11 protein-coding genes are annotated in these 11,949 nt (G+C 41.0%); 8 read left to right on the top strand and 3 right to left on the bottom strand.

What is annotated here, in order from left to right; genetic code table 11:
- The first annotated feature begins 69 nt into the window (after nucleotides 1–69).
- The gene (locus BCU94_RS02930) at nucleotides 70–1,221 is read left to right on the top strand and encodes a methyltransferase (RefSeq protein ID WP_102475574.1); all 1,152 of its coding nucleotides are present in this window, start codon (nucleotides 70–72) and stop codon (nucleotides 1,219–1,221) included.
- A gap of 912 nt (nucleotides 1,222–2,133) precedes the next feature.
- Here BCU94_RS02930 and BCU94_RS02935 read toward each other — a convergent pair.
- Complete coding sequence (locus BCU94_RS02935) at nucleotides 2,134–2,874, bottom strand: FadR/GntR family transcriptional regulator (protein ID WP_102475575.1); 741 nt, start codon at nucleotides 2,872–2,874, stop codon at nucleotides 2,134–2,136.
- Nucleotides 2,875–3,248: 374 nt separating this feature from the next.
- Here BCU94_RS02935 and BCU94_RS02940 point away from each other — a divergent pair, with 374 nt between their 5' ends.
- The 4 genes from BCU94_RS02940 (at nucleotide 3,249) to BCU94_RS02955 (ending at nucleotide 7,627) form a co-directional block, all read left to right on the top strand.
- A complete protein-coding gene (locus tag BCU94_RS02940; protein WP_102475576.1) occupies nucleotides 3,249–3,554 on the top strand; it encodes a hypothetical protein in 306 nt (101 codons plus the stop codon).
- Between the two features lie 110 nt (nucleotides 3,555–3,664).
- A complete protein-coding gene (locus BCU94_RS02945) occupies nucleotides 3,665–5,956 on the top strand; it encodes a polysaccharide lyase 6 family protein (protein WP_241904949.1) in 2,292 nt (763 codons plus the stop codon).
- A 25-nt stretch (nucleotides 5,957–5,981) separates the two neighbouring features.
- Nucleotides 5,982–6,329, top strand: coding sequence for a cupin domain-containing protein (locus BCU94_RS02950; protein WP_102438895.1), 348 nt, complete (start codon nucleotides 5,982–5,984; stop codon nucleotides 6,327–6,329).
- Nucleotides 6,326–7,627 (top strand): MFS transporter, encoded by a 1,302-nt coding sequence (locus BCU94_RS02955; protein WP_102475577.1) that lies wholly within the window; start codon nucleotides 6,326–6,328, stop codon nucleotides 7,625–7,627. The genes BCU94_RS02950 and BCU94_RS02955 overlap by 4 nt, the downstream gene beginning before the upstream one ends.
- A gap of 211 nt (nucleotides 7,628–7,838) precedes the next feature.
- Here the strand turns inward: BCU94_RS02955 and BCU94_RS02960 are convergent, their stop codons facing one another.
- Nucleotides 7,839–8,756: a sterol desaturase family protein gene (locus tag BCU94_RS02960; protein WP_102475578.1), complete on the bottom strand. Its 918-nt coding sequence runs from the start codon at nucleotides 8,754–8,756 to the stop codon at nucleotides 7,839–7,841.
- Between the two features lie 87 nt (nucleotides 8,757–8,843).
- Nucleotides 8,844–9,881 (bottom strand): DUF2804 domain-containing protein, encoded by a 1,038-nt coding sequence (locus tag BCU94_RS02965; protein ID WP_102475579.1) that lies wholly within the window; start codon nucleotides 9,879–9,881, stop codon nucleotides 8,844–8,846.
- Nucleotides 9,882–10,103: 222 nt separating this feature from the next.
- Between BCU94_RS02965 and BCU94_RS02970 the strand changes: the two genes are divergently transcribed.
- The 3 genes from BCU94_RS02970 (at nucleotide 10,104) to BCU94_RS02980 (ending at nucleotide 11,899) form a co-directional block, all read left to right on the top strand.
- Complete coding sequence (locus BCU94_RS02970; protein WP_102438903.1) at nucleotides 10,104–10,670, top strand: YajG family lipoprotein; 567 nt, start codon at nucleotides 10,104–10,106, stop codon at nucleotides 10,668–10,670.
- A 14-nt stretch (nucleotides 10,671–10,684) separates the two neighbouring features.
- Nucleotides 10,685–11,269, top strand: a complete 585-nt coding sequence (locus BCU94_RS02975) for a peptidylprolyl isomerase (protein WP_102475580.1) — start codon at nucleotides 10,685–10,687, stop codon at nucleotides 11,267–11,269.
- A gap of 291 nt (nucleotides 11,270–11,560) precedes the next feature.
- The gene (locus BCU94_RS02980) at nucleotides 11,561–11,899 is read left to right on the top strand and encodes a hypothetical protein (RefSeq protein WP_102475590.1); all 339 of its coding nucleotides are present in this window, start codon (nucleotides 11,561–11,563) and stop codon (nucleotides 11,897–11,899) included.
- Nucleotides 11,900–11,949 lie beyond the last annotated feature (50 nt).

An 11,949-nucleotide genomic window follows, 5' to 3' on the forward strand; every position in this document is an offset into this window, starting at 1 on the left:
CTCGCACAATAAACGCTTATCTGCGATAATTATCGGCTATTTTGATGATGTTGATGACAGGTAATTATAATGACGGCAAACCAATTCTCATGTGAAGGAATTGAGTTAACACTTTTTCGCTATCCAAAGCAGCAAGAGTCCAACCTGCAAGCTTGGGATGCCGCCGATGAACACCTGATAAAACATATTATTGAGTCAAGCCAGATTCAGTCAAACACGAGCCCAGTTAATACCGCCATCATTAATGATAATTTTGGGGCGCTGCAATGCGGCCTTGTTGCGATTGAGCCAAGCTGGCCTTTATTTGTGGAAACCGACGCGAAAACCAGTTTACTGGGGGCTGAGTTAAACTTAGCAGCCAATCAACTGCCATCAGATAATATCCAGCGTTTTCATAGCCGTGAGCTATTACCTGACACCTTGCAGCTAGTGTTAATGAAGCTGCCAAAAAACCTCAGTTATTTTGCTCATCAATTGCAGCGCTTATCTCAGGTTTTACCAAAAGGTACTCAGGTACTCATTGGCGCTAAAGCAAAAACCATCAATAAAGCGATTTTAGCCGTCATTGAGAAAAATTTAGGCGCTGCTAATGCTAGCTTAACTTGGAAGAAAACCCGCGTAATCACTTGTATTGCTGACGGTAATAAACGCCAACTTCCACAAGCTGTCAACTGGCCTGTTGATGAGTTATCACTTAACATCAGTAACTTAAGCAATGTATTTGCCGCTAACAAGCTCGATATTGGTGCTCGTATCATGCTAGATAACTTGCCAGAAGGTGAGTTTAATACCGTTATAGATCTTGGTTGTGGTAATGGTATTTTAGGCCTGCGAGCCGGACAACTTTACCCGCAAGCAACTATCCACTTTGTAGACGACTCAGAAATGGCCGTTGCATCGAGTCGTCACAATTGGCAAGCAAATGGCTTTGGGGCTGAAAAAGCGCAGTTTCATTGGGATGATTGTTTAACCCACTTAGATGCTGAAATGGTGGCTGATTTGGTGTTGTGTAACCCTCCTTTTCACCAGGGGGAAGCAATAACCGATCACATTGCATGGCAGATGTTTGTTGATGCCCGTAAACGTTTAGCCCCTGGCGGCATGTTACAAGTCGTGGGCAATCGGCATTTGGCTTACCATGTAAAATTGAAGCGTTTATTTAAAAACTGCAACACTGTGGCGTCAAATGGTAAGTTTGTTATTTTACAAGCAATTAAGTAAACCCTGCCAGACTCAACCTTTGTTCAAGCTTCGATTAAGCCTTTAACTTAAAGGCTTAATCGCGCTAACAGTTAAACGACTCATTCTGGCTAATCAGTGCAGTTAATCTGTGCCGCTAATCTGTGTTAGTCATATCAGGCCCTAGTTTCAATACTTCTCCCCCACAGATACTTTACTCGGCCGAGTCAAAACAGTTAACCGCCAAGACGAGCATTACCACTTAAGTTGTTACTCATGTAAGTTTATTACCAGCTGTAACAATCGAGCTTACCATAACGGCTAATGATCGAAGACTGGCTATAAAATAAAGCGCCTAATAAATCGATATTGATATGACACCCTATAGCAAATTATAACGCTATTAACTAACCCGAGACGCTATTATTCAAGCTAATAAGCTGCCACCAGCCCCTAAATAAAAGCTTAGATAAGGCAATTGAATTGGTAATAACACCAGAAAAAATTGGTATACCAATAGACCGGCTAAATGATCTTCGTAACCAACGCCAAAAATACAAACAAATATCATTCTCAGAAAATTTGTTACAATTTAGTAATAAAAAAACTTTTAAGATAGCAAGGTAATTACATGCTTTTTAAGCACCTATCATCACTTTTTCACTGTAAATCAATAAAAGCTTATCCCGAAGGTTTAATATAATGTCCAATAAACTGACAATCCTTGTTAATTGATAAGGTAAAATATCACCAAGGTTAGACTCTAGACCAACTCGGCTTAAGTCATTAAATTAGTGATTTGAATTAGCGATTTGAATTAGCGATAAGAGTAAAAAAGACAACCTTTAACCGCAGCCCTTGCTTTGGCCGCTGATTTTGTACAAAAAAACAAACAGAATTCTCTACAACCATAAAAAAAGGACGCTTAGCGTCCTTTAAAGTGTGTATTGATGGTTAACTTAATCTGTTAACCAAGTTATCAATTGAATATAAATCACGCTTCTCACTGTTTTTACGTTTCACTTCTTCAAGTGATTTAGCCTCAACAGTATCAAACAATACATTAATCAAGCGATTAAAGTGTTTGTGCATAGCCAAGCGCGCCTCTGAAGCATCTGCTGCGGCGAGAGCCTCATAAATGGCAGTATGTTCATCTAAGGTCTTCTGGTTGTCTTTGCTACAAACGCTATCATAGTCGTCAATAATTTTTGGACTTGATGCCCGCAATGCCCACAAGCTTTCAAACATTTTTATTAATGCACCGTTACGAGTGGAGTTAGCAATGATGTTATGAAACATTTGATCTGCTTCTTCTACATAAGACTTATTTTCCATCATAACCAACGTCTTATTTAACTCTACCAATTCTTCTTCGGTAATAGTATTTGCAGCAAGTGCCGCTATCTCACCTTCAACAAGTGCTCTAGCCTGGGTTAATTCAAAGGCGTTGATTTTGTTTTTTAGCTGGGACTGATTGACTGATTGTAAGACGTAAACACCCGAACCCGTTTTAACTTCAATTTTCTCTCGCACTTCCAGTGCAATAATCGCCTCACGAATGGTTGGACGGCTAACATCAAACTTTTCAGCTAGCTCCCTTTCTGGAGGTAAACGACTACCAGGTACATATTCGCCGCGAGTAATAGACGCTTCAATCTCTTCTACGATGCGCCAAAACATACGTCTATTTTTCATGTTTGGTCCTTCAATATTTTAAAAAATAACAATTTGCATAACCTACATCATATCGATTTAGTCATTCAACGCAAAGCCTATTTATCACTTTAGAGTGCAATTCAGCAATCATACAAGCAGTAATCATTGTTACCTTAATGTTATTGGTAATAACAAAAAAGTAAAGCCAATTTAATATTGGTAACACGAAATGGTTGACACGCACCATGACCATTGGTTAGTTTCTATGCAGCGAAAGGTTGTATTTAAAGATCATGTTTAAAGGATTGTGTTCGCATTTAAATACAATATTTTATCTGGGGAGATAAACGTGAAACTTAATAAAATAAGCGACGCATTAAGGTTAAGTAAGCTTAACTGGCAGCCAAAATATTGTGCCTGATGCAAATCTATTTGGTTTCTCACCACAAGTGGCATCTGCGTCAGTGTATTGGGAAGGTGATTGGGCAGCATTGCCAGTGCTTTATAAGTACCGTGAGTCCTATTTCCAACCTAATAACTTGCCGTTTCCAGATTGTTCAAACCGTTATGTGCAAGACTCTGATTACTTATCGGTATCACTTAAAGCGCTAAACCTGCTAGACGAGCCACAAATCATGACTCGTGGTAATGACACCACAGTTTCTGACTACTCTCGTTCAGGGCCTAAGTACTTCCTTGGCGCGAAAGTTAAGTTTTAATCCGCATTAGAAACTTAGCATTGCCACTCCTACCCCACTATTGAGCTAGGAGTTTATTTACGATTAAAACAACACTAAAACTCAGTATAAAAATAACAATGAGCGTACTAATGCAATATCAATATTTACCTAGCAAGGATAAAAACTTAAAACATATTGCTCTTATGCTGTGTCTATCGGCATTAAGCCCTTTCTTATCGCTCAATGCAGCCACTTACACAGTGAAGACGCCTGTGGAATATAACCAAACAATAAAAAATATTGTCGCAGGTGATGAAATCATCTTGGCTGACGGTATTTGGCAAGACTTTGAAATCAACTTTACAGGTCAAGGCACAAAAGCGGCCCCCATCACACTGTCAGCGCAAACCAAAGGCAAAGTCATATTATCAGGCCAATCTAATTTGCGTTTATCTGGCCAGTATTTACATGTAAGCGGCTTAGTATTTAAAAATGGCTACAGTCCAAGCCGTGAAGTGATTGCCTTTAGAAGCAGTGATGATGATTTTGCTCATCATTCGCGAGTATCTGAAGTGGTCATCGACAACTTCAATAAGCCAGAGCGATTTGATTCTGATCAGTGGGTGGCGCTGTATGGTAAAAATAACCGCTTCGACCACAATCATTTAGTGGGTAAGCGTAATAAAGGCGTGACCTTAACGGTGCGATTAAAATCGCCGTTAAGTCAGCAAAATAATCATCAGATTGATCATAACTACTTTGGTCCTCGGCCAACCTTGGGATCCAATGGCGGTGAAACAATCCGCATTGGCACTAGCCATCATTCCATGTCGGCATCGCAAACTGTCATCGAAAATAACTACTTTGACCGCTGTGATGGCGAAGTAGAAATCATCTCCGTTAAGTCCGGCAACAACACCATTCGTAACAACACCTTTTTTGCATCCCGCGGCACCTTAACCCTACGTCATGGTAATGCTAACCAAATAAGCAGCAATGTATTTTTAGGTAATGGCGTAGAGCACACTGGCGGCGTTCGGGTGATCAATCGCGATCAAATCGTCACCAACAACTACTTTGAAGGCTTAACGGGTTATCGCTTTGGCAGTGGCTTCACCATTATGAATGGCGTACCTAACTCGCCTTTAAATCGTTATCACCAAGTGGTTAATGCCAATATTAATCACAACAGTTTTATTGATGTAAACCATATTCATTTAGCTGCAGGTAGTAATGCTGAACGCTCTGCTGCGCCGCTAGAAACTAAGTTTTCAAAAAACCTGTTAGTTAATCGCAATCAACTATCACCATTCGCCATATTTGATGATATTTCAGGGATAAGCTTTACTAACAACGTTTCTAATAAGCTTAACAATAACAGCATTACTCAAGGCATTGATGCGCAATCGATTAAACTCGTGCGGGCTGAAAATGGCCTGTTATATCCAAGCAATAACGCCTTAAGCGCCTATGGCATATCGACCTCACTCACTCCCACTTTAAAAAACGCAACTGGCGTGAGTTGGTATCCGAAAACAGAACCAGAAATCGCCTTTGATTCAGGTAACCAAATCGCAGTTTCAACCGCGCAAGAGCTTAAGCAAGCCGTTAACCATGCAAGCGCTGGCGATGTTATCGCACTCAATAACGGCGAATATCAACTTGAACAAGTGTTACTTATCAATAAGCCGCTCACCATCAAGGCACGAGTAAAGCAACAAGCCAAACTGAGTTTTAGCCAATCCAGCCTATTTGAAATTCAAAATAACGGCAGTTTAAAGCTCGATGGTTTAGTCATTAGCGGTAAAAATAGTACCAATATTGCAGGTAACGATATTGCAGCTAACGATGTTGCAGAAAACAGTGTGGTAAAAACCACCAGCTCCGGCATGTTAACCAATTATCGATTCAGCTTATTAAATAGTGAAATCAAACAACTTGATAACCAGCCTTCATTTCACTTTTTTGACTCAGGTGCGCGAGCTTTTGCCAATAATATTGTCATTAGCAATAATCACTTTATCAATATCAGCGGTGATATTTTAAGGCTCAATAAAGAGACTGATGATAAAGGCATTTATAACGCTGAGTATGTACAAGTAAACAACAATCAGTTTGAGCATATTCAAGGCTCACTGGTTAATTTATATCGCGGCGGTAAAGACGAAAGTACCTTCGGCCCTCACCTTACATTTGTGAATAATCACATCAATCAGGTTGGCCTTGGAAAACGTAATCCCTTCAAAGCCAGCTTATACCTTCATGGCGTGCAAGTGACCGATATGGCTAATAATCAATTTACTGACAGTGCCGCAGTCAAAATAGAACACACCACAGGTGACCCCGTCACTCAACTCAGTCATAACCAATTTACTCATACGCTACTACCAACCATTAGCGCGCTTTATGAAAACCCTAAATTTATCCATAAAAACCAATAACTAAAAATAAGCAGTAGGAGTCACAATGAAACAGAGCGAACATTTTTCATTTGGAAATGAAACAGAAATTGAAGACATTGGCGGCGGTTTAAAGCGTCAAATGCTTGGGTTTAATCAAGAGCTAATGGCAGTAAAAATTTGGTTTGAGAAAGGAGCCATTGGTTACAATCATGCCCACAGACACTCACAAGTTTCATACGTTGTGGAAGGTGAATTTCACTTTAATATCGATGGCGTCACTAAAATTCTAAGAGCGGGTGATAGCTGTATGATCCCGCCTCATGCAGACCATGGGGCCACTTGCCCAACAGGCGGTATTTTAATTGATACCTTTAGTCCCGCAAGAGAAGATTTCATTGAGGGACTAAAATGAAAATAAGAAACTTACGCTGGTGGGTGATTCTACTCATCGCATTAGCTACGGTAATTAATTATATCGACCGTTCAGCGCTAAGCGTGCTTTGGCCTGATATTGTTGAAGATATATTTCCTAATGAAACCGCACTAGAGCGCAAACAGATCTATGCCAATATTTCTATTGTATTCATATTATCTTATGCCTTTGGTCAGGCGATATTTGGTAAAATATTTGACTGGATTGGTACCCGACTAGGCTTTGTGCTCTCAATTGGGGTGTGGTCTATTGCAACAGCTGCGCACGCATTCGCACAGGGCATGCTGAGTTTCAGTATCTTTAGAGCAATTCTAGGTCTGGCTGAGGCAGGTAACTGGCCAGGCGCAGCTAAAAGTAATGCTGATTGGTTTCCTACAAAAGAGCGTGCTTTAGCTCAAGGCATTTTTAACTCAGGCGCTGCGATTGGCGGCATTATATCGATTCCACTTATCGCTTATATGACCGTTTATTTTAGCTGGCAAATGGTCTTCGTTGTCATTGGTTTGGTTGGTTTATTATGGTTAATCCCTTGGATTATCTTAGTTAAAGCACCGCCTAAGTCTCACCCTTGGATTACCGAGGAGGAGCGACAATACATTTTAACAGGTCAGAAATGCACTAACGCTGACGATGAAGTTGATGCAAAAGAATATAACCCGACCACCACAGAGCTACTTTCTCATAAGCAAAGTTGGGGGGTGATTATTGCGTCTGCAGCAATCGATCCTATCTGGTGGTTATTTGTTTTCTGGATCCCTATTTACCTCAATGAAGTGTACGCCATGGATGTTAAGTCTATTGGGATATACGGCTGGGTGCCTTATGTGGGAGCAATGCTTGGGGCATGGTTTGGTGGCTTACTGGCACAAAACCGTTTAAAAGCAGGTTGGGATACCAATAAAACCCGTAAGCTGACGATTACCCTGGGTTGTTTGATTATGTTGCCATCGCTTTTATCTATGGCAAACCCAGGTGGGCCAACGACCGCGGTAATGATCATGGCGGTGATCTTGTTCGGCTTTCAAACCGCTATTGGTAATGTACAAACACTGCCCAGTGATTTATTTGGGAAAAAAGCTGTGGGTACACTAGCAGGGGTTTCAGGAATGGCTGCCAAGCTAGGGGCATTAGGGTTAACAGCGTTAGTGCCCTATTTAACGGCTGACGGTAACTACACGCCAGCATTTGTTATTGGTGCATCTTTAGCTCTCATTGCCATTGCTGCGGTGTGGATATTGATCCCCAGAATTGAGCCTGTTAGCCCCAAAAGCAAATAGCCTCAGCAAGGAATTAGCTTTAAACAATTTAGCATTACATTATCTAGTAATAAACCTTATGTTCTGAGCAAACATAAAGTGACTAGTTAATTGTCGCTGGGGCTGAACCCAAATAGCCCTTTTTTATTTGGTGAGACCTACTTTTCATGTACTCAACCCCTTCCGAGTATCTGTTAAGTAGGTTAAACCTTTCTTTAAAAATCCGTCATCATTATCGAGTCTGGCTCTGCTCTTCCTCAAGATGGTTAAGGTTTTCAGTATGACTATTGGGCTTAGCATCAACTTGAGCCGGCGGCGACAATAACACCGCTAATCTTTGCTTTAATGTTAACCCCGCCATAGTCACTTCCTTAAACATATCTCGCCACTCAGCAAAGCTCACGATTATAGGATTAAAACTATTAACCGGCTTGGTAATACCATAAATCACCGTGTCATTTTCAGGCTCAAAGGTGTTAAATAACTTATCCCAAATGATCAGCACGCCTGCATAATTTTTATCAATATATTGTGGGTTACGGCCATGGTGCACCCGATGATGTGACGGCGTATTAAAAATAAGCTCAAGCGGGCCAAGAGATTTAATCGCTTGGGTATGCACAAAAAACTGTAACCCCAAATTAAGCAGTACTACAAATACCACCCAATTGGGGTCAAACCCAATCACCACCAATGGCAGCCAAAACAGCCACATTCCCGCTAAGGGGTAAAGCAAACTCTGCCTAAAAGCAGTGCTGAAATTCATATTTTCAGAGCTATGGTGAACAACATGAGCCGCCCACATCCAGCGCACACGGTGGCTTGCGCGGTGAAACCAGTAATAACAGAAATCTTGGGCGATCATCAACGCAATAAAACTGCCAATTCCCATTTGAATATCAAGTAGCTTCCAATCAAATACCATCAGGTATAATTTTGCGATAAATAATCCGGCTAAAATGTCAGTTAGTTGATGCATTGCGGCAAGGCAAAAATTACACGCAACTTCCATAGGGGCGTACTTGGCTGATTCGGGTAACTTATTGGCTCTAGTGCCTAGATACCACTCCAGTAAAATGCACAGGAAAAATAGTGGCGCCAGCACCAGTAGCAAGAGCTCGGGGTGAGTGATCAGTATATTCAAATCCATTGAAAACCTTCTTTATTTTTTATTATTGTATTTTATGAATCTATTTATAAATGCATTAACCCATTGGCGCTAACAGGCTTAGGTTCATTACCACTTTGCAAAATGATCTTCGGTTAATCCAAGTTGATTTTGTAACTGATGCACTCGGCCATTATTGTCGGTTATCTGGCCACTAAAATAACCAATATACTGCCTGAAATTACTTTTAAGAAACCCAAGGTTAATCTTCTCACTGCGACACTTTAATGCGTGAAAGCTTAAATCAATTTGATTGTCCCCCCCGGTGATGTACCAATCATCGTCACTGCGCTGGCGATTAAACTCAAACCTTACAGCGGGCATAAAATGGCGTTCACCATTAATCCATAACACGTTCTCGGTGGCGCCTGTTTCATTAACGCCCGCGGCTAAGTTAAGCCCCAACACACCAGACTCTACTTGAGTATTAATTGACGCCCAGCGCCAGCTGGTTTCTCGGCGCATGTATCCGGCAGAAAAATCATAACTCGCTAAAGCCTGATTCAGCGGCTGCGGTTCATCATTGACCGTTAAACTGCCTGATACTTTTAAACCATTGTGTTTTTGGGTATACGTCCAACCGTTATAGCCGGTTGGCGTGCATAAACTCATCGGCAAACTTAACATGGGCGCTGTTAATGTAAGCTCAGCCTGAATATTGTCTGCGGCGATATATAACTGCCAGACACCGTCTTTAATAACAAATTCAATCTGAGATTGGCGATGCTTAATGCGCGACTGACCATTTTTAGGTGACTGAGACAGTAACATACCCAGCGCTAACGGTTTTAAGGTTTGCGTCTGTGTTAAGCGATTTTTTTCTATGTCATAGAGGTAACAAAAACTGCTGCCAACATAGCGAATATCGGCAATAGCCACCCCAATGATATAACGAGGGGTAGTAATATTAACAAATTGAAATTGCTTAAAATCGACATGTTTTGCAAACCATGAACTGGGCTTATCCATGTCAGTAAAGTAACTAAATTGCTTAACACCAAGATCTGCGACAATGCCATCAAAATGCCCATATATAGGTTGGCCGTCATTTTTAATTAACGATTCTGGCGCTAATGCCGAAGTGGGTTGTCGATGATGTAAAGCCATTTAGCATCCAATGAATAATATGATTAGACTCTAACCTCTATACTTTCAGGGCTAAAGTCAATGGTTTGTTACCATGGGATATCACCACTAATCTCTCATCATCATGGCGAAATAATCCAGACTAATAAATGAACCAGTGAAACTGATTAACTCAGGTTATTGGGCTGGCAAGGCAGTAAAAATCTGTTATTCTGAGGCCATCATTTTTTACCGTTTTGTGACATGAAATCATTACCTTTGTTGTTATGCAGCTCGTTATTTCTTTCAGCTTGCGCCAGTTACACCCCGACCCATATTGCGCTTAACCCCAGTGTCCCCCAACCACTGAATCAAATCGACCAATATGCCACTGTTGCGGTAAACACCATTGATGTCCGCAAAGCTAACTTTATTGTTCGCTTTAATAAAGAAGGTGAAGCAGCAGAATTAATTAGCCCAAGTGAACCTATCAGGCAGCAACTGGACAATGTATTTAAGCAAGCCATGACCAAGGCGGGCTATCAAGTTGACCCTGCAGCGACCAATTCGGCTGAATTTCAATTAGATTATTTACTGACAGATGTCACCGAGTCGACTTTCGGTTTTGAGGCAAAGACGACATTAACCATCAATGTGGTCGCTAAAAATCAAACCCAAGAATTTACTAAGATATATAACGCTAAAGGTTTATTAAAGGGCCCATTTAGCCCAGATTACGCCACCCTTGAGCTGGATATGAATAAGCTCATCGATGAACTGACCAGCAAAATTATTAATGATGCTGAACTGCACCATTTCTTACAACAATAACCCAGGAAGAAGCCATGCTTAAGTGGATGTTAGCCAGCGTACTTGCATTATCAACCATGGTTGCTCAAGCAGCCGTGGATATTCAGCCCGATACGCTTTACCCAAAAGTTGAGTTTGATACCAGCATGGGCAAGGTCGTGGTTGAGCTAGATAGAACCCGTGCGCCACTCACTGTGGATAATTTTTTGACCTATGTGGTCAAAGGCGATTATGACAATACGATTTTTCATCGCGTCATTGCCGATTTTGTGGTTCAAGGTGGCGGATTAACCTCGGAGTTTGAAGAACTTCCATCGCTAGACCCTATCGTTAATGAATCCGGTAATGGTTTATCCAATGCTATGGGCACCATTGCTATGGCTCGCGATAACGACCCCCACTCTGCCACGCGTCAGTTTTACTTCAATGTAGGCGATAATAAAAACCTCAATCCTTCCAAGCGCCGTTGGGGTTATGCGGTATTTGGCGAAGTCGTAGAAGGAATGGCAGTACTGGAAGCCATGTCATATGTTCCAACTGGCCATAATGCCCAACTCAATTGGCCTGATGTGCCCGTTAAAGAAGTGAAATTGAATAAAGCGACACTACTGAAACGATAAACCTTATAAATTTCATGGTTATAGGTGACTCATTTACGTTACGTAAATTCATCAATTATTTAAAAAAGCGGCGTTAAATATACATTTAACGCCGCTTTTTTGTAGTTTTTTACAATGCCTAGCGATGATTATCTAGTCATAAATACTGAATTTCATTTTACTTTGTAAATCCGAGTGAATGTTCAAGATAACCAACTATACTTTAGTCTATCTTGTAACAAACCTTATTGGTCAATAAATGGAATTATAAGGACGCTTCTCATGCCAATTAAGATAACAACGCCAAAGACGATGACGCCCAATGATTTTATAGAAACCAAAGCCCCTCAACTGGCGTATTATGGAAAAGCCTTCTTAGATAACCAACTAGATCACCATGAAATCAAACTCTACATGTGGGATGTATTGGAAGAGTGGCAAGCCGTCGACTTAGATAACCCTCCTGAAACTATGACTCCAACTGATACTGAAAAAGTATTTTGGCATTTATTGCACTGTTTTCATGAATGGCCAGCAATGGTTATCCGCGGTAATCAATATTTACGTCAACAAGTTCACGATTGCTGTGATTACATTAATAGCGGTGGTGAAGTACCTCAAGGTTGTGTTGGCATTAGACCCACTATTTAGTGGGTCTTTTTAGTTACAACACAGCTTGTTATAAGCGCTATGCTAATTAC

It is taken from the genome of Shewanella sp. 10N.286.52.C2 (assembly GCF_002874545.1).
Lineage (GTDB): Bacteria > Pseudomonadota > Gammaproteobacteria > Enterobacterales > Shewanellaceae > Shewanella.

Coding starts and splice junctions, on each gene's coding strand:
- BCU94_RS02930 (WP_102475574.1), top strand. CDS start 70: ATGACGGCAAACCAATTCTCATGTGAAGGAATTGAGTTAACACTTTTT.
- BCU94_RS02945 (WP_241904949.1), top strand. CDS start 3,665: ATGCAATATCAATATTTACCTAGCAAGGATAAAAACTTAAAACATATT.
- BCU94_RS02980 (WP_102475590.1), top strand. CDS start 11,561: ATGACGCCCAATGATTTTATAGAAACCAAAGCCCCTCAACTGGCGTAT.
- BCU94_RS02955 (WP_102475577.1), top strand. CDS start 6,326: ATGAAAATAAGAAACTTACGCTGGTGGGTGATTCTACTCATCGCATTA.
- BCU94_RS02960 (WP_102475578.1), bottom strand. CDS start 8,756: ATGGATTTGAATATACTGATCACTCACCCCGAGCTCTTGCTACTGGTG.
- BCU94_RS02935 (WP_102475575.1), bottom strand. CDS start 2,874: ATGAAAAATAGACGTATGTTTTGGCGCATCGTAGAAGAGATTGAAGCG.
- BCU94_RS02950 (WP_102438895.1), top strand. CDS start 5,982: ATGAAACAGAGCGAACATTTTTCATTTGGAAATGAAACAGAAATTGAA.
- BCU94_RS02975 (WP_102475580.1), top strand. CDS start 10,685: ATGCTTAAGTGGATGTTAGCCAGCGTACTTGCATTATCAACCATGGTT.
- BCU94_RS02970 (WP_102438903.1), top strand. CDS start 10,104: ATGAAATCATTACCTTTGTTGTTATGCAGCTCGTTATTTCTTTCAGCT.
- BCU94_RS02965 (WP_102475579.1), bottom strand. CDS start 9,881: ATGGCTTTACATCATCGACAACCCACTTCGGCATTAGCGCCAGAATCG.